The 19,015-nt window shown below is 69.3% G+C and carries 17 protein-coding genes; 8 read left to right on the top strand and 9 right to left on the bottom strand.

The annotated features are described in order from the left end of the window. Positions 1-85 precede the first annotated feature (85 nt). Genes ACEL92_RS25685 through ACEL92_RS25675 form a run of 3 tightly spaced genes read left to right on the top strand, consistent with a single transcriptional unit; the run spans position 86 to position 2,709 of the window. Positions 86-862, top strand: a complete 777-nt coding sequence (locus tag ACEL92_RS25685; protein WP_374023371.1) for a crotonase/enoyl-CoA hydratase family protein — start codon at positions 86-88, stop codon at positions 860-862. A gap of 60 nt (positions 863-922) precedes the next feature. Next, complete coding sequence (locus ACEL92_RS25680) at positions 923-2,416, top strand: class I adenylate-forming enzyme family protein (RefSeq protein ID WP_374023370.1); 1,494 nt, start codon at positions 923-925, stop codon at positions 2,414-2,416. Next, a complete protein-coding gene (locus ACEL92_RS25675) occupies positions 2,413-2,709 on the top strand; it encodes a hypothetical protein (protein ID WP_374023369.1) in 297 nt (98 codons plus the stop codon). The genes ACEL92_RS25680 and ACEL92_RS25675 overlap by 4 nt, the downstream gene beginning before the upstream one ends. A gap of 4 nt (positions 2,710-2,713) precedes the next feature. Here ACEL92_RS25675 and ACEL92_RS25670 read toward each other — a convergent pair whose 3' ends face one another. The 4 genes from ACEL92_RS25670 to ACEL92_RS25655 all read right to left on the bottom strand — a co-directional run bounded on the left by ACEL92_RS25670 (position 2,714) and on the right by ACEL92_RS25655 (position 6,112). Next, a complete protein-coding gene (locus ACEL92_RS25670; RefSeq protein WP_374026387.1) occupies positions 2,714-3,280 on the bottom strand; it encodes a TetR/AcrR family transcriptional regulator in 567 nt (188 codons plus the stop codon). Between the two features lie 89 nt (positions 3,281-3,369). Beyond that, complete coding sequence (locus ACEL92_RS25665) at positions 3,370-3,501, bottom strand: hypothetical protein (RefSeq protein WP_255360740.1); 132 nt, start codon at positions 3,499-3,501, stop codon at positions 3,370-3,372. 271 nt (positions 3,502-3,772) lie between these two features. Further along, complete coding sequence (locus ACEL92_RS25660; RefSeq protein WP_374023368.1) at positions 3,773-5,242, bottom strand: aldehyde dehydrogenase; 1,470 nt, start codon at positions 5,240-5,242, stop codon at positions 3,773-3,775. Between the two features lie 96 nt (positions 5,243-5,338). Then, positions 5,339-6,112 (bottom strand): methyltransferase domain-containing protein, encoded by a 774-nt coding sequence (locus tag ACEL92_RS25655; RefSeq protein ID WP_374026386.1) that lies wholly within the window; start codon positions 6,110-6,112, stop codon positions 5,339-5,341. Positions 6,113-6,331: 219 nt separating this feature from the next. On the opposite strand from ACEL92_RS25655, the gene ACEL92_RS25650 reads away from it, so the two are divergent. Further along, positions 6,332-7,498 carry a glycosyltransferase family 4 protein gene (locus ACEL92_RS25650; RefSeq protein ID WP_374023367.1) on the top strand — a complete coding sequence of 389 codons (1,167 nt, stop codon included), beginning with the start codon at positions 6,332-6,334 and terminating at the stop codon, positions 7,496-7,498. A 16-nt stretch (positions 7,499-7,514) separates the two neighbouring features. Here the strand turns inward: ACEL92_RS25650 and ACEL92_RS25645 are convergent, their stop codons facing one another. Then, positions 7,515-9,248: a hypothetical protein gene (locus ACEL92_RS25645; protein WP_374023366.1), complete on the bottom strand. Its 1,734-nt coding sequence runs from the start codon at positions 9,246-9,248 to the stop codon at positions 7,515-7,517. Between the two features lie 8 nt (positions 9,249-9,256). After that, positions 9,257-10,534 carry a DUF3068 domain-containing protein gene (locus ACEL92_RS25640; protein WP_374023365.1) on the bottom strand — a complete coding sequence of 426 codons (1,278 nt, stop codon included), beginning with the start codon at positions 10,532-10,534 and terminating at the stop codon, positions 9,257-9,259. Positions 10,535-10,705: 171 nt separating this feature from the next. Here ACEL92_RS25640 and ACEL92_RS25635 point away from each other — a divergent pair, with 171 nt between their 5' ends. Further along, positions 10,706-11,896: an acyltransferase family protein gene (locus ACEL92_RS25635; protein ID WP_374023364.1), complete on the top strand. Its 1,191-nt coding sequence runs from the start codon at positions 10,706-10,708 to the stop codon at positions 11,894-11,896. Between the two features lie 130 nt (positions 11,897-12,026). Continuing rightward, on the top strand, positions 12,027-13,364 hold the full coding sequence (locus tag ACEL92_RS25630) for a lipase family protein (RefSeq protein WP_374023363.1): 1,338 nt from the start codon (positions 12,027-12,029) through the stop codon (positions 13,362-13,364). A gap of 49 nt (positions 13,365-13,413) precedes the next feature. On the opposite strand, the gene ACEL92_RS25625 is transcribed toward ACEL92_RS25630, so the two are convergent. The 3 genes from ACEL92_RS25625 to ACEL92_RS25615 form a co-directional block, all read right to left on the bottom strand. Beyond that, on the bottom strand, positions 13,414-14,886 hold the full coding sequence (locus ACEL92_RS25625; RefSeq protein ID WP_374023362.1) for an AMP-binding protein: 1,473 nt from the start codon (positions 14,884-14,886) through the stop codon (positions 13,414-13,416). Next, positions 14,879-15,859 carry a phosphotriesterase-related protein gene (locus ACEL92_RS25620; protein ID WP_374023361.1) on the bottom strand — a complete coding sequence of 327 codons (981 nt, stop codon included), beginning with the start codon at positions 15,857-15,859 and terminating at the stop codon, positions 14,879-14,881. The genes ACEL92_RS25625 and ACEL92_RS25620 overlap by 8 nt, the downstream gene beginning before the upstream one ends. A gap of 84 nt (positions 15,860-15,943) precedes the next feature. Beyond that, on the bottom strand, positions 15,944-16,078 hold the full coding sequence (locus ACEL92_RS25615; protein WP_374023360.1) for a hypothetical protein: 135 nt from the start codon (positions 16,076-16,078) through the stop codon (positions 15,944-15,946). On the opposite strand from ACEL92_RS25615, the gene ACEL92_RS25610 reads away from it, so the two are divergent. Together ACEL92_RS25610 and ACEL92_RS25605 are read left to right on the top strand one after the other, a co-directional pair. Then, positions 16,077-17,081, top strand: coding sequence for a hypothetical protein (locus ACEL92_RS25610; RefSeq protein WP_374023359.1), 1,005 nt, complete (start codon positions 16,077-16,079; stop codon positions 17,079-17,081). The genes ACEL92_RS25615 and ACEL92_RS25610 overlap by 2 nt on opposite strands. A gap of 47 nt (positions 17,082-17,128) precedes the next feature. Next, the gene (locus ACEL92_RS25605; RefSeq protein WP_374023358.1) at positions 17,129-18,826 is read left to right on the top strand and encodes an acyl-CoA dehydrogenase family protein; all 1,698 of its coding nucleotides are present in this window, start codon (positions 17,129-17,131) and stop codon (positions 18,824-18,826) included. Positions 18,827-19,015: the final 189 nt, after the last annotated feature.

Raw genomic sequence — 19,015 nt, 5'->3', positions numbered from 1 at the left:
CTCGACTGCTGCCAATGCCGTTTCCGTCGGCAGTTACCATCTTCTCGGATAAGCAGCCACCCCTACCCGAAGGAGCTGTGCGGCCGTGAGCGACGAAGCCAGCGAACCCGAAGTCCTGGTCGAACAACGGGACCGGATCCTGATCATCACGATCAACCGGCCCAAGGCCAAGAACGCGGTCAACGCCGCGGTGGCCAACGGCCTGGCCGAGGCCGTCGACCGGCTGGACGGCGACACCGGTCTGTCGGTGGGCATCCTGACCGGCGCCGGTGGATCGTTCTGCGCGGGCATGGACCTCAAGGCCTTCGCGCGCGGCGAGCTCCCCATCGTCGAGGGCCGCGGCATGGGCTTCACCGAGCGCCCGCCGGCCAAACCGTTGATCGCGGCCGTCGAGGGCTACGCCCTGGCCGGCGGCACCGAGCTGGCCTTGGCCACCGACCTGATCGTCGCCTCCAAGGACTCGGCTTTCGGCATCCCTGAGGTCAAGCGCGGGCTGGTCGCCGGCGGCGGCGGCCTGCTGCGGCTGCCGCAGCGGATCCCGTCGGCCATCGCCATGGAACTCGCGCTGACCGGGGACAACCTGCCGGCCGAGCGCGCCCACGCCCTCGGACTGGTCAACGCGTTGGCCGAGCCGGGCAAGGCGCTCGACGAGGCGATCGCGCTGGCCGAGAAGATCGCCGCCAACGGGCCGCTGGCGGTGGCCGCCACCAAGCGGATCATCGTCGAGTCCCGCGGCTGGAGCCCCCAGGACATGTTCGCCGAGCAGAACAAGCTGCTGGCGCCGGTGTTCGCGTCGAACGACGCCAAGGAGGGCGCGATCGCCTTCGCCGAGAAGCGCCCACCGCGCTGGACGGGCACCTAAACGGCCGAGTTACACTGTGGCTCAGTTCTGTAAACCGTCGGGGAACCGGAAAGACCGAGGATGAGCATTTCGCTGCTGCTCGAGATGGCCGCGTCGAGCAACCCCGACCGCACGGCGGTGGTCTCCGGGGACGTGCGGCTGACGACGCAGCAGCTCAGCGATCTGGCCGACGGCGGCGCCGGCGTGATCGCGGGATCGGGCGCCAAGCACGTCGCGTACGTGGGCACCGGCGGCGCCATGCTGCCGGTCCTCATCTTCGCCGCCGCGCGGGCCGCGCTGCCCTTCACCCCGATCAACTACCGGTTGTCCGCCGACGGCATTCAGGCGCTGATCGAGCGGCTGCCTGAACCCTTGGTGATCGTCGACGACCGCTACCGGGACATGGTCGGCGAGGCTTCCGGCTGGCTGATGACCAGCGACGACTTCCTGGCGGCCGCGCGGGAAAGCGAGCCGGCGGCGGAGTTCGCCGACCCGGATTCGGTCGCGATCGTGCTCTTTACCTCGGGCACCACCTCGCAACCCAAGGCCGTCGAGCTGTCGCACAACAACCTGACCAGCTACGTGACCGGCACGGTCGAGTTCGAGTCGGCCGCCGAGAGCGACGCCGCGTTGATCTGTGTGCCGCCCTATCACATCGCCGGGGTGGGCGCCGCCCTGTCCAACCTGTACGCAGGCCGCAAGATGGTCTACCTCCCGAATTTTGATGCGCAGGAATGGGTTCGGCTGATCAACGCGGAGAACGTGACCACCGCGACCGTGGTGCCCACCATGCTGGACCGCATCGTCGCCGCGCTGGAGACCGACGGACACGAGCTGCCGTCGCTGCGCAACCTGGCGTACGGCGGTTCCAAGGTGGGGTTGCCGCTGGTCCGTCGAGCCCTCGAACTGTTGCCCGATGTGGGCTTCGTCAACGCCTACGGCTTGACCGAGACGAGCTCAACGATCGCGGTGCTGACCCCCGACGACCACCGGGCGGCGCAGGCCGCGGAGACGCCCCGGGTGGCCAGGCGGCTGGCGTCGGTCGGGCAGCCGGTCCCCGGCGTCGAGATCGAGATTCGCGACGAGGACGGCAACGTGCTGGGACCCGGTGAAACCGGCGAGCTGTTCGTGCGCGGCGAGCAGGTTTCCGGACGCTACACCGGAATCGGCTCGGTGCTCGACGAAAACGGCTGGTTCCCAACCAAAGACATCGCCATGGTGGACGAGGACGGCTACCTGTACATCGGCGGCCGCAGCGACGACACCATCATCCGCGGCGGCGAGAACATCGCGCCCGCCGAGCTGGAAGAGGTGCTGGTCGAGCACCCGCACGTCCGGGACGTCGCCGTCGTCGGCGTGGAGGATCCGCAGTGGGGGCAGGCTATCGTCGCGGTGGTGGTGCCCCGCCCTGGTGCCGATCCGGATCCCGAGGATTTGCGCGAGCACGTGCGAAAGAGCTTGCGCGGCTCGCGAACCCCGGACCGGGTGGTGTTTCGCGACGAGCTGCCCACGACCCCCACCGGCAAGGTTCTTCGCCGGGAGATCATCGAGATGCTAGAAGGGCTACGTGCATGATCAAGAACGGAACCCGCCTGGCCAGCCAGGTGTGTGACACGCAGGTGATAGTCGTCAGGAGTGCCGACAGCCTCGACGACTTGCGTTGCGGCGGTGCGCCGATGGTGCCGATCGGCGCCGAGCGCTCCGGCGAGTTGAACCCGGACTTCGCCGAGGGCACCGTGATGGGCAAGCGCTATGTCGACGAAACCGGCGCCGAGGTGCTGGTGACCAAGCCGGGCGCCGGGAGCCTGAGCGTCGGCCAAACCGCGCTGCAGCTCAAAGAGGTCAAGCCGCTGCCGGCCAGCGACTGAGCGGTCACTCCGCGATATTGTTGCGCAGCACGAATTCCCTTGCCTTGATGAGGAATTCGAGCTGTTCGCCGACCTGGCGCAGTGGATCGATGCTGCCGGTCGAGCGGGACAGCACGATGGCGCCCTCCAGCGAGGCGATCGACATCACCGCCAGTGAGGCGGCGCACGGCTCCTCGAAGCCGTCGCGGGTGAACGCGCGGGTCAGCGCGGCGCACCAGCGGCCCAGGATGGCGGCGGCCTCGGCGGAAAGCGTGGCGTCGTCGGCGTCCGAGCCGATCGCCGCGGCCACCACGGGGCAGCCGGCGGTGAAGCCGCCCTCGGTCAGCAGGCGCTCCCAGAAGTCGACGAACTTGCCCAGCAGCACGCGGGCGCCCTGCTCGGCGGCGTCGTCGATCAGCGCTGTGATCGAGTCTCCGGAGTAGCGCAACGCCTCGATCAGGATCTGATTGCGGCCGTCGGGGAAGTGGTAGTAGACGGAGCCACGCGGCGCGCCGCTGCGGGCGAGCACCGCGTCGATGGTCACTCCCGCCGCGCCCCGCTCACGCATGACCTCGGCGGCGCTGGCCAACATCTTCTTACGCGTGCCGCCGCGCTTCGTCGCGGTCAGGTCCTGCACTGCTTCGCTCGTGGTCGCCACTCGCGTGCCTCCCGTGGCCAATGTCAGGCAGCGTGTGAATGCCGCAGTACCGGCCAATGCATGCTGCGCGGGCTGAAGCGGAAATTCCGGCGCTTCAGGTCAGGCATCTCGCGGGTGAATTGATAGCCGCCGATGTTCAGCTCGATGATCCACATGATTCTCTCCCGGCCTAAGCGCCGACCATGATTATGCTAAGAAGCATATAAGACAACGGTCCAGTAAGCAACTTTTATGCCCTATGTAAAACCGGACGCACGGGAAACACCGTTGTGGCATGCCCGGGCGCGTGACTGGCGGGCGCGTCCCAAGCCGGGTTTCTATGCTTTATTGCATAATCCGCCGCCAGGGCGCGGCGCGGGGGGTCGCGCAACGCCGAACGCGCACTCACCGCTGGTCAGCGGGAGTGCGCGGCCGGCGAGCGGGGGGTCAGCCCTCGATCGTGTGGCCCATCGGCATGAGCACGCTCTTCTGCTGCGTGAAGTGCTCCACGCCTTCCGGGCCGTTCTCCCGGCCGATGCCGGAGTTCTTGTAGCCGCCGAACGGGCAACAGGGGTCGAACGCGTACCAGTTGATCCCGTACGTCCCGGTGCGGATCTTCTCCGAGACGGCGATGCCGCGCTCGATGTCGGTGGTCCACACGCTGCCGGCCAGCCCGTACACCGAGTCGTTGGCGATCTTGATCGCGTCCTCCTCGGTGTCGTAGGGGATGATGCTGAGCACGGGCCCGAAGATTTCCTCCTGGGCGATCGTCATCTTGTTGTCGACGTCGGCGAAGACGGTGGGCTGGACGAAGAAGCCGTCGTCCAGGCCCTCGGGGCGGCCGCCGCCGCAGACCAGCCGCGCGCCCTCCTTGATGCCCTTCGCGATGTAGCCCTCGACGCGGGCGCGCTGCTTCTCGGAGATCAGCGAACCGATCTGGGCGGCCGGGTCCGTCGGCAGGCCCACCGGCAGCGCCTGCACGAAAGTGCTTACGGCGTCCACGATCTCGTCGTACCGCGAGCGCGGCGCCAGGATGCGGGTCTGGGCCACACACGCCTGGCCGGTGTTCATGATCCCGGAGAACACCAGCATCGGGATGGCCGAGGGCAGATCGACGTCGTCGAGGACGATGGCCGCCGACTTGCCGCCGAGTTCCAGGGTGCACGGCTTGAGCATCTCTGCGGCGCGCCGGCCGATCTCCTTGCCGACGGCCGAGCTGCCGGTGAAGGAGAACAGGTCGACGTTCGGGTTGGAGGTCAGCGCCTGCCCGGTTTCGATCCCGCCGGGCACCACCGACAGCACGCCCTCGGGCAGTCCGGCCTCGGTGAAGGCCTCCGCCAAAGCGTTTGCGCTGAGCGGGGTTTCGGCGGCCGGCTTCAGCACCACGGTGCAGCCGGCCAGCAGCGCCGGGCCCAGCTTGTTGACGGCCAGGAACAGGGGCACGTTCCACGCGACGATCGCGCCCACCACGCCGATGGGCTCTCGGTGCACGATGCTCTGCCCGTAGCCGCCGGTGCGGATCTCTTTCCACTTGACCTGGTCGACGGCGGGGCCGGCGAAGAAGTTCAGCGCCCCGATCGAGCTCATCCAGTGCATCGTCTCGACGCCGGTCGGCGGCTGGCCGGTCTCGGCCGCGAGCAGCTGGGTGAACAGGTCCTTGCGCTCCTCCATCACCTTGAGCGCGTTGGCGATCACGGCCGCGCGCTCCTTCGGCGGGGTGGTGGGCCAGGGGCCGTTGTCGAACGCCGCGCGGGCCGCGGCGACCGCGGCGTCAACGTCGGCGGCCGCCGCCAGCGGCACCTTTCCGACGTACTCGCCGGTGGCCGGGCAGCGCACCTCGATCACCTCGTCGGTCGACGGCTCGGTCCACTTGCCGCCGATGAAAAGCTTGTCGTATTCCGTCGTGCTGTCGGCCATCTGCGCCGCTCCTCCTCATTGCCTCCGCGCTGCATCGTCGCCGGCGCGCATGGGCGCCACCCTACCCAAGCCGACGCCAAACGAGAACACGTTTCACTATTGGGGTTGCAGGACGAGCACCAGATTGCTCACCAGGAACTCCCGCAGCACGGGGACCGAGGTCAGCCACCACGCCCATCGCGGGTGGTAGCGGGGAAATGCGGCCACCGCCGCCCCGGTGTCCGCGGCCCACGTCAGGCCGTCGGCCGCAGACACCGCGAACAACGACGACCCGTAGTTGTTTTTGGCCGGACGCCCGTGTTTGCGGGCATAGCGCCTGGCGGCGCGCGCGCCGCCGAAGTAGTGGGTCAGGCCCATCTCGTGCCCCCCGAACGGGCCAAGCCAGACGGTGTAGGAAAGCACGGCCAGGCCGCCGGGCTTGGTCACCCGCAGCATTTCGGCGCCGAGCCGCCAGGGGTGCGGCACGTGTTCGGCGACGTTGGACGACAGGCAGATGTCCACCGAGTCGTCGGCAAACGGCAGGGCCATGCCGGAAGCGCGCACGAAGTTAGCGGCGCCGCGGGCGGGCGCTGGCGCGGCCGCGTGCATCTCGCTCGGGTCGGGTTCGACGCCCAGGTAGCGGATCCCGGTGTCGGCGAACGCGGCCGAGAAGTAACCGGGGCCGCCGCCGACGTCGAGCAGGGTGCGGCCGGCCGGGGACTCGCCGTGCGTGGCCAGCCAAAGATCACTCACCATCGCTGCGGTGTCCGTCGCCAGCGCGCCGTAGAACCGGGCGGGGTCCGATTGTTCGAAGCGGAACTCGGACAGCAGCCGGATCGCGCGGCCCAGGGTCGCCCGCCGCCCGAAAACGCGGGTGGGATCCGGGGTCACGGCCACCGGCCAACCCTACGCAGCGCCGGCGTGCATCGCCGCCGGGCTGAGTTGGACCGCCCGACTCGCCCCCTCGCCGCCAGCGCGGCTGGGGGTACCCCCACCTCACGCCGCGGGGCGGCGTGCATCGTCGCCGGGCTGAGTTCGACCGCCCGCCTCGCCCCCTCGCCCCCTCGCCGCGGGGCGGCGTGCATCGTCACCGGGCTAGGCTGACCCGTGATGTCTGGTCTGCGCTCCGTGCTCCTGCTGTGCTGGCGCGATACCGGGCACCCGCAGGGCGGCGGCAGCGAGGCCTACTTGCAGCGCATCGGCGCGCAGCTGGCCGCGTCCGGCATCGCCGTCACGCTCCGCACCGCCCGTTACCCTGGCGCGCCGCGCCGGGAGGTGGTCGACGGTGTGCGCATCGACCGCGCCGGCGGCCGCTACTCGGTCTACGTCTGGGCCCTGCTCGCGATGGCGGCGGCCCGGCTGGGACTCGGGCCGCTGCGCCGTGTGCGGCCCGATGTGGTCGTCGACACCCAGAACGGCCTGCCGTTCCTCGCCCGACTGGTGTATGGCCGGCGGGTGCTGGTGCTGGTGCACCACTGCCACCGCGAACAGTGGCCGGTGGCCGGCCCGGTGCTCGGCCGGCTCGGCTGGTTCATCGAATCGAGGCTGTCGCCCCGGCTCAACCGGCGCAACCAGTACGTGACGGTGTCGCTGCCGTCGGCGCGCGACCTGGTGACGCTCGGGGTCGACAACGCGCACATCGCGGTGGTGCGCAACGGCCTCGACGAGGCCCCGGCCCGAACGCTGTCCGGCCCGCGCGCCGCCGCGCCACGGGTGGTGGTGCTGTCGCGGCTGGTGCCGCACAAGCAGATCGAGGACGCCCTCGAGGCCGTCGCGCAGCTGCGGCCGCGGATGCCGGGCCTGCACCTCGACATCGTCGGCGACGGCTGGTGGCGCCAGCGGCTCGTCGACCACGTCGGCCGACTGGGCATCTCCGGCGCGGTAACCTTCCACGGCCACGTCGACGACGTGACCAAACACCATGTGCTGCAAAGCGCTTGGGTGCAACTGTTGCCCTCACGCAAGGAGGGTTGGGGCCTGGCGGTCGTCGAGGCGGCCCAGCACGGGGTGCCGACCATCGGCTACCGATCCTCGGGGGGCCTGTCGGACTCGATCGTCGACGAGGTGACGGGGATCCTGGTGGACACCCATGCCGAGCTGGTGGACCGCCTCGAGGACTTGCTTTCCGACCCGGTGCTGCGCGACCAGCTCGGCGCCAAGGCCCACACCCGAAGCGGCGAATTCTCCTGGCGGCAAAGCGCCGACGCCATGCGCACGGTGCTCGACGCCGTGCGGACCGGGCGGCCGGTCAGCGGGCTGGTCAGTGGCCAGGGCTGACCGCGCCCCTCGAGACTTATTCGGTGGCGCGGCTTTTCGGCGTGTCGTCGCAACCGTTTACGTGTCGCGCAACTGATCGCGAGCGCCCCGCGCCGATCAGCGTGCCGACTCCGCCCACCAGCAGCGCCGCCAGCCACGCCAGATGCGCGATCAGCGTCGCCGTGCGCGCGCCGGCGGACACCCCGGCGGTGTCGCCGCCGATCCGGTAGAGCGCGATGTCGTCGTCGCGGTAGACCGGCGGCAACGCATCGAGGGTGCGGGCCGACGCCCCCATGTCGCCCGCGGTGTCCGCCTCGACGACCAGCCAGCCCACCCCGGCCTGGGCCAGGGCAGCCGGGTCGGGGCCGGCCAGCAGCAACTGCTGCACCGCCCGGGCGCGGCTGCCCTCGCCGGGGACGACGGTCCCCGAGATAGCCAGGTCGCCCGTGCTCAGCACGTCCGCGCGCACCCAGCGGGGCAACGGATCCAGCACCGGGGCGCGACCCGACCAGCTGTAGAGGCGCATGGTGCCGGCCGGCAACACCGCCACCGTCGCGGGCCGTTCGTTGATGGCGGCGGCCACCGCGGCCCACCCGCGCGGATACTGCACCGGTGACACCTGACCCCACACGCCCCAGGCGAGGTCGGGCAGCGCGAACATCAGCGCGAGGCAGCAGACCGGCGCCGTGATCGCCGGCCACAGCCACCTCTGCAGCGTCACCACCGCGCCCGCGCCCGCCAGCGCGTATCCCGGCACGGCCAGCGCCACCCACTTCTGCCCGTCCCGCAGCACCCCGAAGCCGGGCACGGCGTCAACCACCGCGGAAAGCAGGTGCAGGCCCGGGCCGGTGGCCAGCGCGGCAGGCACCAGCACGGCCGCCGCCGCCAACGCGAATAGCGGACGCGCCGCCGGGCGCCGCAGCACCGTCGGCAGGCCGGCGGCCACCACGCCCAGCAGCGCCATGGCCGACGCCACCGCGAACACGGTGGTTCGCGAAATGGGCACGGCCTCGCCATTCCAGATCCCGCCGAGGGCGGCCAGGCTGGCGAGCGTGCCCAGGCCCGGCTCGGCGCGCGGCGCGAACGCGGCGACCCCCAGGGTGTTCGCGACCGTGTGGGCGGCCAGCGACGCGCCGACGACCGCTGCTGTCAGCCAGGGCAGCGCCGCCACGAATGCGACGGCCAAAGCCACCGCGGCGCACAGCCAGCGGGGCCGGCCCGCCCCGGGGGCGGCGACGCACACGAGCCCGACCGTCGCGGCGAGCAACAGGCCGGTCGGCGTCAGCCCGGCGAGCGCGCCCCAGAAGGCGAGCCCGAAGAACGAGCCGGTGCCCGTCCGCAGCGTCAGCATGGTCGTTGCGACCCAGGGCAGGCAGCCGTAGCCGACCAGCAGGCTCCAATGGCCCTGCAGCAGCCGCTCGGCGACGTAGGGGTTCCAGATCGCCAGGGTGGTGGCGACGAACTGGCCGGCCATGCCCGCGTCGGGCAGCGCCGTGGCGACCAGCCGGGCCGCGCCCCATCCGGCGAGCCAGAGCCCCAGGACCAGCAGCGCCTTGACCACGAGGCCGCCGTCTAGCACGTGCGAGGCCAGCGCCAGGGCGAAGTCCTGGGGCGTCGCCCGCGGCGCCGCGGTCAGCCCCAGCGCGGTATCCGTCACATACGAGCGCGGCGTGGACACCGCGTCGCGCAGCAACAGGTAGCCGGGCTTGAGCAGCGGTCCGACCACCAGCAGCGCCAAGACCAGCGCGTACCCGGGCCGGGTCCAGCGCACGCGGCGGGCTATTCCCGTTCGGGCGGACTGGTGGGCTCGGGCGGCCCGGAATCGGGCGGCTCGTCGGAGCCCAGGGTGGGCGCTTCCGCGCCGGGATCGTCGTGCGCGGTGGGGCGCTGCGTGGGCAGCTTCTCGGTCTCGGCCTCGGCGCCGGGGACCGGTTCCTCGAGCCCGCTGCGGCCGAAGAAGTCCTGGTCGCCCCGGTCCAGGCCGGGATCGGTCAGGGCGCTCTCGGTGCGCAGGCTGAACGAGGCGAGTACGCCGCCGGCGACCAGCGCGATCAGGCCGACCGCGGTGAACGTGATCGGCAGCACCCGCGACCACAGCGACAGCCGGTCGCGCTCGTCACGGGCGGCGTTCACCTGCGATTCGACCGTGTCCTGGTTGGAGGTGACCTTGTAGTCGGCCAGCGTCAGCTCCGGTTTGAGCGGATCGCGGGCGAAGTAGTGGTTGGCGTGCTCGGTCTCCTTGACGATGGTGCCCGACACCGGGTCCACCCAGAAGGTGCGCTGCGCCGCGTAGTAGCGCGTCATGGTGATCTGCTCGTTCGGGTCACCGCCCTGGATGCCCCACATCGACGCCGACGTGGTCTGCTTGGCGTCCTCGTTGCCGGCCATCAGCGACGGGTACGTCACGGGGGCCACCAGCTTGCCGTCGGCGTTGTAGCCGATGTTCTGGGTGAACTTGTATGCGGTCAGGCCGTTGACGTCTTCCTCGCTGTCGTAGTTGACGTCGAACGGCTTCTGCGCGATCGGATCGAAGTAGGGGTACGTCTTCTTCTCGGTGTGGAGCGGGAACCGGTAGGCCAGGCCGTCGTGCCGCAGCGGCATCGCGGTGGGCGGGTTTTCGTCGTTGAAGGCGCGCGGCTTCTGGACCGAGCCGCCGGTGTGGGTGTCGTCGGACACGGCCGTCGCGGTCTTGCGGTTGAGGGTGACGGTGTCGACGATCGCCAGCAGTAGGCCGCTGTCCTTCTGCTTGTCGGTGCGCCGCACCGAACTGCCGACCTGCAGCGTGACCACGTCGGCGTTGGCCGGCGATTCGACGCTGATCTGCTGCTGGGACACCAGCGGTACGTTCTGGTTGACGACGACGTGATCGGTCGACAGCGACGCGGCGTCGAGCGCGGTTCCGCTGCCGTCGCTGATCAGCGTGGCGTCAATGTCGAGCGGAACCTTGGTGATCCGGCTGGTGGTGTAGGTCGACAACAGCAGCGCGGCGATCAGCAGGGCGGCGCCCAGTCCGATGATCCCGCATGCGGCGAACCGCAACATGACTGCTCGGTTCACGTTGCTGTGCCCTCCTAGTGCTCTCGCTATGCGCCGTCGGCCGCGACCCACCCCGACCTGAGCAAGCACCGAGGCAAACCCGTTTGACCCTAACAGCAGAACGTAAGGGCCCGACTTACGAACCTGTTGCTCGGTCCTTCGGGTCTCCCCATTCGTTCCCTCACTCCGCAGATGCAAACTGTGGGGGTGACCGATGACCGACAGGTGGGCGGGATCCGCAGCTTCCTGCCCGCGGTGGAGGGGATGCGCGCGTGCGCGGCCATGGGTGTGGTGGTCACGCACGTCGCTTTCCAGACCGGCCACTCCAGCGGTGTCTCCGGGCGGCTGTTCGGCCGCTTCGATCTGGCCGTCGCGGTGTTCTTCGCGTTGTCCGGATTCCTGTTGTGGCGCGGACACGCGGCCGCGGCGCGTGGCCTGCGTCCACGACCCCGCACGGGCCACTACTTGCGGTCGCGGGCCGTGCGCATCATGCCCGCCTACGTGGTGGCGGTCGTCGTGATCCTGACGTTGCTACCCGACGCGGACCACGCCAGCCCGACGGTGTGGCTGGCCAACCTGACTCTCACCCAGATCTACGTGCCCCTCACCCTGACAGGCGGGCTGACCCAGATGTGGAGCCTTTCCGTCGAGGTCAGCTTCTACCTGGCCCTGCCGGTCCTGGCGCTGCTGGCCCGGCGGCTGCCGGCCGGCGCACGGGTCCCGGTGATCGCCGCGCTCGCCGCGCTGAGCTGGGCATGGGGCTGGGCACCCATCCATTCCGGGTCCGGCACCAACCCGCTCAACTGGCCGCCGGCATTCTTCTCCTGGTTCGCCGCGGGCATGCTGCTGGCGGAATGGGTGCACAGCCCGGTCGGCCTGCTACTGCGCTTGGCGCAGAAAAAGGCGGGCCGAGTCGTGATGGCGGTTGTCGCCGTGCTGGCCTACCTGGTGGCGGCCTCCCCGCTGGCCGGCCCCGAGGGCCTGATCCCCGGCACCGCAACGCAGTTCGCGGTGAAGACGGCGGCGGGCTCGCTGGTGGCGTTCGCACTGGTCGCCCCGCTGGTGCTCGACCGGATCGATACGCCGCACCGGCTGCTCGGCAGCACCGTGATGGTGACGCTGGGACGGTGGTCCTACGGCCTGTTCGTGTGGCACCTGGCCGCGCTGGCCATGGTGTTCCCGGTGCTCGGAACGTTCGCATTCACCGGCCGGATGCCCTCGGTGCTGGTGCTGACGCTGATCTTCGGGTGGGCGATAGCGGCGGTCAGCTACGGGCTGGTCGAGTCGCCCTGCCGGGAAGCGTTGCGGCGCTGGGAGAGCCGCGAGAGGCCGGCCGAAGCCGCCCGGGGTGTCGACGCGGAGGCCGACGCGATCGCGCCCTGAACCTGTCCGGACCGCCACCCGAATTCCTCTCCATGCGGTACCGAAGGTCTCGAAACCTCATTTTTGGGTAACACCCGGTATAGAGCGGCGGGTTAACAGTTGCTTAGGTCCTGGGAGAGGCGTTCGAACGATGGACAACGACATGATGACGGCACGGCTGAGGGCGGACACGCCGCTCGAGGAGTCGCGTCCGGGCGAGCGTCCCCTGCTGCCGGACGACGACCCGTTCTACCAACCGCCGCCAGGTTATGAGGAGGCCGAGTGCGGCACCGTGCTGCGTTCGCGCACGGTCGAGTTGGGCTTTTTGGGCCTGCTGCCGCAAAGCTCGACGGCCACCCAACTCCTCTACCGCAGCACGAACCTGCACGACGATCCGGAGGTCGCGGTGACCACCGTGTTGCTGCCGGAGCAGCGCGATCCCCAGTGTCCGGTGTTGTCGTATCAGTGCGCTATCGATGCGGTGGCGTCGCAGTGTTTCCCGTCGTACGCGCTGCGGCGCGGCGCCGGGGCGATCGGTGCGTTCACGCAGGCGGAGTTCCTGCTGGTGGCGGCGGCACTGGCCGAAGGGTGGGCGGTCTCGGTGCCCGACCACGAGGGCTGCCACGGCATGTGGGGCGCCCCCCGCGAGCCGGGGTATCGCATTCTCGACGGTGTCCGGGCGGCCCTGAATTGCGAACCCCTGGGCTTGTCGCCGACCGCCCCGGTGGGTTTGTGGGGTTATTCGGGCGGTGGTTTCGCCTCCGCGTGGGCAGCCGAGGCGGCCGCCCGCTACGCGCCGGAACTCAATCTCGTCGGCGCGGTGCTCGGCTCACCGGTCGCCGACCCGGAAAGCGTCGCGCGCCGGCTCAACGGGTCGTTTTTCGCCGGACTGGCCGCGCTGATGATCGCGGCGCTGACCGAGGTGTTCCCGGAAGCGCAGCGGGTCGTCATCGAGCACGCCACCGAAGAGGGTAGGGCGGTGCTGAATGAATTGCGGAGGCTGACCACCGCGGGCGCGGTTCGGCGGCTGCGCAACGCCGACATCGGCTCCTACGTCGACATCTCCACGGACGAACTGTGGGACCTGCCGGAGGTGCGCCACATCTTCGACGAAACCAAGCTCGGCAAGACCCCACCCGCACTGCCCCTGCTGGTGATCCAGGCGGTGCACGACAGGATCATCAGCGTCGACGACATCGATGAGCTCGTCGAGACGTATGGCGCCGCGGGGGCGGCGGTCACCTATCACCGCGATCGATTCTGCGGTCACCTGCTGCTTCACCCGCTGTCCTCGCCGATGGCCCTCAGGTGGCTACGCGACCGGTTCTCCGGACGTCCGATCGACGAAAACAAAAGCCGTACGGTGTGGCCGACGCTGTTCAACCCGTCCACCTACCTGGGCATGCTGAAGCTCGGCGCGATCACGGCCAAGGTGGTCCTGGGACGACCCGTCCGGTTCCGTCCGCTGTCCAAATCCGACGCGGCGTAGCGGGTTTGGCCGGGTTGGCCCGTGCGCACAGCCACCGATCCTCCGGTGGTCACCGCGCCTGCAGTCGCTCGATGATCTGGGCGCGCACCGCCGAGCGGCGGGCCTTGCCGGCGTCGTCGCGCAGTGGGGTGTCGACGAATTCGACGAACGCCGGCACCTTGTACCCCGCGATGCGTTCGCGCAGAAACGCCTGCACGCCAGCGGAATCCAGCACCGAACCGTCGGCCGTGTGCACCAGCGCGTAGGGAACCTGGCCCAGGTCGCCCGAGTTCGGGTCGGGCACGCCGACGACAAGGCAGGACAGCACGTCCGGGTGCGCCGACAGCGCGTTCTCGATCTCGGCGGGGTAGACGTTGCGGCCGCCCACGGTGAACATGTCCACCCGGCGGTCGGACAGGTAGAGGAAGCCGTCGGCGTCGAAATGGCCAAGATCCCCAAGGGAATCCCAGCCGTCGCGAGACTTGGCCGTGGCGCCGACGTAGCGGTAGGTGGGCGCGCTGCCGGGGGCTGGCCGCATGTAGATCTCGCCGACCACGCCGGGCGGGCACGGGTTGCCCTCGTCGTCGAGCACCCGCATCTCCCCGGCGACCACCACGCCGACGGAGCCGCGGTGGGTCAGCCACTGGTCGCCCGAGATGAAGGTGAGTGCCTGTAATTCGGTGCCGCCGTAGAGTTCCCAGACGACCTCGGGGCCCAGCAGATCGATCCAGGCCTGCTTGATCGCCGGTGGGCAGGGTGCGCCCATATGCCAGAAGCGGCGCAGTGACGACAGGTCGTAGGACCCGGGATCGGCGTGGTAGACGGGCAGCGTCCGCTGCATGATCGTCGGCACCGTCGTCAGGAACGTGACGCGGTGGTCGGTGATCAGCCGCAGAAACTGGTGCGGGTCGAACCGGCTCATCACCACCAGGTGATGGCGCATCAGCAGGGCGATGGTCGCGGTGGTGAACCCCGTGTTGTGGGACAGCGGGATCGGCACCAGCGTCGTGTCGCCGGGCTGCGCACCCAGCGGATATCCGATGGCCGCCGGTATCCGGGTGTCGCCCGCCGATTCGATGAGCTTGGGCCGGCCGGTGCTGCCGCCGGATCCCATCGCCTTCCACACCGGCGACACCGCTTCCGGCAACGGCGCGTCCGAGCATTCCGGCCCCGGCGTGAAACCCGTTGGGATGCTGGGTATCTCGGGATGCTCGCGGCCGACCAGCAGCGCGGGCGGGCGCAGGTCGAGTAGCCCCTGCAGTTCCGCGTCCGGCAACCGTGCCGACAGCGGCTGGGGCACTGCGCCCAACTTCCAGCACGCCACGGCCGCCTGGATCCACTCCACGGAGTTGGGCAACACCATGGTCACGTAGTCGCCGACACCCACGCCGCGATCGGCGTAGGCGCGAGCCAACCGGTTCGTCGACGCGTCGAGCTCGGCGCGGGTGAGCGTCAGGCCGTCGCAGGTGACGGCGGGCTCGTCGGGCGCGAGCGCGGCCAGCGCCGCGATCTGGGTGCCGATCGGCGGGACCGGCTCACTCATATGCGCCCTGCCGCTCGAAGATGCGGCGGGGGTTGTCGACCAGCATGGTTTTCAGCTGCTCGTCGGTGACCCCGCGCTCCTTGAGCGCAGGGATGACGTCGTTGTGGATGTGCAGGTAGTGCCAGTTCGGCGCGGCTACCGCCAGCAGGTCCTCGGGTATCGCGTCGAAGTAACAGTTCGCGTCGTGGGAGAGCACCATCTTGTCGGCGTGCCCGCGCTCGCACATCTGCGCCACGGTGTTGACCCGGTCCTCGAACGGCAGGTACACGTCGATGCCGAATCGGTCCATCCCGATGTAGGAGCCGGCGGCGATGAGTTCCTCGAGGTAACCGAGATCGGTGGTGTCACCGGAATGGCCGATCACCACCCGGCTCAGGTCGACGCCCTCCTCTTCGAAGATGCGCTGCTGTTCGAGCCCGCGGCGCAACCCCGCGTGGGTGTGGGTGGAAATCGGCACCCCGGTGCGCTTGTGCGCCTGGGCGACGGCGCGCAGCACCCGCTCGACGCCCGGCGTGACTCCGGGCTCGTCGGTGGCGCACTTGAGGATCCCGGCCTTGACGCCCGTGTCGGCGATGCCCTGCTCGATGTCGCGGACGAACATGTCGGTCATGATCTCGGGGCCGTCCAGCGGCGCGCCGGGGCCCAGGTAGTGGAAACAGAACGGCACGTCGTTGTAGGTGTAAAGGCCAGTCGCCACAACGATATTCAGATCGGTGGCCGCCGCGACGCGCGCGATGCGCGGGATGTAGCGGCCCAGGCCGATCACGGTCAGGTCGACGATGGTGTCGACCCCGCGGGACTTCAGTTCGTTGAGCCGATCGATGGCGTCGGCCACGCGCCGGTCCTCGTCGCCCCAGGCTTCGGGATAGTTCTGGGCGATCTCGGTGGTCATGATGAACACGTGCTCGTGCATGAGGGTCACGCCCAGGTCGGCGGTATCGATGGCGCCGCGGGCGGTATTGAGTGCTGACACGTGTCTGACTCTAGGTCGACTCGGCGGTAAACCGACAGGGCCGTTTCCTCGACGACGGATCGGGGCCCGGCGGCGCGGGTGGGATCAAGCCCGCGAACGCACCGCCTGGAGCCATTCCGTCGTCTCGGGTGCCCTGTTGAGCAAGCGCAGTCCGGCATGGGCGAGTTCGCGTCGAACGTCCGGGACCGTCAGCACCTCGAGGTGAAAGCACTGCCGCATGTCCGATCCGTCGACGAGCAACGCGTATTCGCCCTCGACCAGCCCGTCAAGATCACGATGGATCGTCACGCGTGCCGTCGCGTCGCCGATCTGTTTGCTTTCCGACCAGCCCGCGCGCCGGGCGGACCAGAATGGCCCCGCGGACAGCCTGCTGATCTTGGCGATCGCCGCCGCCGCGTGCACGGTGCTGGGAAGGCTGGCGGCGCGGCAGGATTCAGCGTCGCGCACACCCGCCATCCGACCCTTGGCGTGGTTAAACCTATGGACCGCAGTCACATTCCTCGCCTTCTTCTTGGGTGTGGCGATCTACGGTGCGGTTGTGGTGTTTACCCTGGGCGCCTCGTTCGCTCCCCTTTCGGTGACAGCCTGGTCGGGCTTTCAGGCGGCTCGCGGTAATGCTTCGACGCGCCCTGGTCGCGCTCAGTGGTGGGCGGTGTGCCTGTTGGCCGGGCTGGGCAGCTCGCTGGTGGCGGCCCTGGGCTGGTCGGATTCCCGGGGAATCATGGCGCTGCTGGCCGCGGCCGCCCTCGGTGTCGTCGACGGCTTGGCCGCCGGCGGGGTGGCCGTCGTTTCCCGCCGCCTGGGCCGTGACGTCGCGGGTGTGCGGCAAGTGATGGCGCACCGCTACTACGCCACGGCGGTTGTGGCTTCGGCTGCTTTGCTGGTCTTGGTTCCGTCCGGGGCGATCCCAGCGCCGTCGATGCCTTTGAGTGCGTCGATCGCGGCCGCGCTGGGCTCCCTGGTGGTGCCTCTCTTCTTGATCCAGTACGCAATTCAACGGCTGTCGCCGGTACTGGTGACCGCGGCGCTCGCCTTGGTGCCGGCAATCGCGCTCTTCGTCGAGATCGCGGGCGGGCGGACGGTGAACTGGCCCGCCGTGGTGCTCGGACTGCTCATCGTGCCGGCGAGCCTTGCCGTATTTGCCGCGGAGCATCGACACGAATGCGGCCGCGGCCGCATGACGGCGCCACGCGTTTCGTTGGCTGTACCGCAGCCGCGTTAGTGGCGTACCGTCACCCTCGTCTTTGGCCGAACCCAGGGAGGCCCGCCATGTTGCTCAATCCCAACAACCTGCAGCGCCAGTACCCGGATCGTCGTTCGGGTGAGATCATGGCCACCACGGTCGACTTCTTCGAATCGCGCGGCAAGGCGCGGCTGAAGCATGACGACCACGAACGGGTTTGGTACTCAGAGTTTTTGGACCACGTCGGGCGCGAGCGCATCTTCGCCTCCCTGCTGACCCCGTCCGAGTACGGCGCCGACGACTGCCGCTGGGACACCTACCGAATCAGCGAGTTCGCCGAGATCGTGGGCTTCTACGGCCTGAACTACTGGTACCCGTTCCAGGTGACGGCGCTGGGCCTGGGTCCGATCTGGATGAGCGACAATACCGACGCCAAACGCAAGGCAGCCGCGCAGCTGGAGGCCGGCGAGGTGTTCGCCTTCGGCCTGTCCGAGCAGACGCACGGCGCCGACGTCTACCAGACCGACATGATCCTCACGCCGTCCGAACACGGGTGGAGCGCGAGCGGCGAGAAGTACTACATCGGTAACGCCAACGTGGCGCGGATGGTCTCGACCTTCGGCAAGATCGCGGGTTCCGACGAGTACGTGTTCTTCGTCGCCGACTCTCAGCACGACCGCTACGAGCTGATCAAGAACGTGGTCAACTCCCAGAACTTCGTCGCCAACTACGCACTGCGCGACTACCCGGTTGCCGAGGCCGACATCCTGCACCGCGGCCCCGAGGCCTTTCACGCCGCCCTCAACACCGTCAACGTGTGCAAGTACAACCTGGGCTGGGGCGCCGTCGGCATGTGCACCCACGCCATGTACGAGGCGGTCACCCACGCCTCCAATCGCATCCTCTACGGCACGGTCGTCACCGATTTCAGCCACGTGCGGCGGCTGCTCACCGACGCGTACGTCCGGCTGATCGCGATGAAGCTGGTCGCCACCCGCGCGTGCGACTACATGCGCAGCGCGTCGGCGAACGACCGCCGATACCTGCTCTACAGCCCGCTGACCAAGGCGAAGATCACCAGTGAAGGCGAGCGGGTGATCACCGCGCTGTGGGACGTGATCGCCGCCAAGGGTGTCGAGAAGGACACCATCTTCGAGGCCATGACCCGCGAAATCGGTTTGCTGCCAAGGCTGGAAGGCACCGTGCACATCAACATCGGGTTGCTGGCCAAGTTCATGCCCAACTACCTGTTCGCGCCGAACGGGGACTTGCCGTTGATCGGCCGTCGCGACGACGCGGTCGACGACTCGTTCCTGTTCAACCAGGGCCCCACCGGGGGACTGGGCAAGGTGCGCTTTCACGATTGGCGGGCGCCGTTCGAAAGCTATGCGCACCTGCCCAACGTCGCGCTGCTGCGCGAGCAGATCGACGTGCTGGCCGACATGCTGGCCAGCGCCACCCCCGACGCCGCGCAACAGAAGGACATCGACTTCGCGTTCGGGGTTGGGCAGCTGTTTGCCACGGTGCCCTACGCCCAGCTGATCTTGGAGGAGGCCCCGCTGTCCGGGGTGGACGACGCGCTGATCGACGAGATGTTCGCCGTGCTGGTGCGCGACTTCAACAGCTACGCCGTCGAGCTGGGCGACAAGTCGGCCACGACCGAGGCGCAGGCCCGTTTCGCGATGCGGATGATCCGTCGTCCGGTGTTCGACCATGCGCGCTACGACCAGGTCTGGAAGGAACACATCCAGCCGATCAACGGTGCGTACGAGATGCGGCCCTAGCCGCTCGCGTCACGCTGGTGTGGCGCGCGGAAGGCGGCGTCACGCCAGCGTGACGTTCGGCGCACACCGGCAGGCCCGGCGCGAGGCCGGGGTTCACCACTCGGCGGCGGGCGTGGCCCTCCAACCGGGACCTGGGTATGACCGCCGCCAAGAAACCTCTTGACTGTGACGCAGCTCACCGTAATATGA

Origin of the sequence: Mycobacterium hainanense (assembly GCF_041890355.1) — a bacterium.
GTDB lineage: Bacteria > Actinomycetota > Actinomycetes > Mycobacteriales > Mycobacteriaceae > Mycobacterium > Mycobacterium hainanense.
Note: the sequence above shows the minus strand (reverse complement) of the source record. Positions and strands in the feature narration are given on the sequence as shown.

What these genes read in the sequence shown, in the direction of transcription:
- ACEL92_RS25680 (WP_374023370.1), top strand. Translation starts at nt 923, where the DNA reads ATGAGCATTTCGCTGCTGCTCGAGATGGCCGCGTCGAGCAACCCCGAC.
- ACEL92_RS25675 (WP_374023369.1), top strand. Translation starts at nt 2,413, where the DNA reads ATGATCAAGAACGGAACCCGCCTGGCCAGCCAGGTGTGTGACACGCAG.
- ACEL92_RS25670 (WP_374026387.1), bottom strand. Translation starts at nt 3,280, where the DNA reads ATGTTGGCCAGCGCCGCCGAGGTCATGCGTGAGCGGGGCGCGGCGGGA.
- ACEL92_RS25665 (WP_255360740.1), bottom strand. Translation starts at nt 3,501, where the DNA reads ATGTGGATCATCGAGCTGAACATCGGCGGCTATCAATTCACCCGCGAG.
- ACEL92_RS25660 (WP_374023368.1), bottom strand. Translation starts at nt 5,242, where the DNA reads ATGGCCGACAGCACGACGGAATACGACAAGCTTTTCATCGGCGGCAAG.
- ACEL92_RS25650 (WP_374023367.1), top strand. Translation starts at nt 6,332, where the DNA reads ATGTCTGGTCTGCGCTCCGTGCTCCTGCTGTGCTGGCGCGATACCGGG.
- ACEL92_RS25635 (WP_374023364.1), top strand. Translation starts at nt 10,706, where the DNA reads ATGCAAACTGTGGGGGTGACCGATGACCGACAGGTGGGCGGGATCCGC.
- ACEL92_RS25630 (WP_374023363.1), top strand. Translation starts at nt 12,027, where the DNA reads ATGGACAACGACATGATGACGGCACGGCTGAGGGCGGACACGCCGCTC.
- ACEL92_RS25625 (WP_374023362.1), bottom strand. Translation starts at nt 14,886, where the DNA reads ATGAGTGAGCCGGTCCCGCCGATCGGCACCCAGATCGCGGCGCTGGCC.
- ACEL92_RS25610 (WP_374023359.1), top strand. Translation starts at nt 16,077, where the DNA reads ATGTCCGATCCGTCGACGAGCAACGCGTATTCGCCCTCGACCAGCCCG.
- ACEL92_RS25615 (WP_374023360.1), bottom strand. Translation starts at nt 16,078, where the DNA reads ATGCGGCAGTGCTTTCACCTCGAGGTGCTGACGGTCCCGGACGTTCGA.
- ACEL92_RS25605 (WP_374023358.1), top strand. Translation starts at nt 17,129, where the DNA reads ATGTTGCTCAATCCCAACAACCTGCAGCGCCAGTACCCGGATCGTCGT.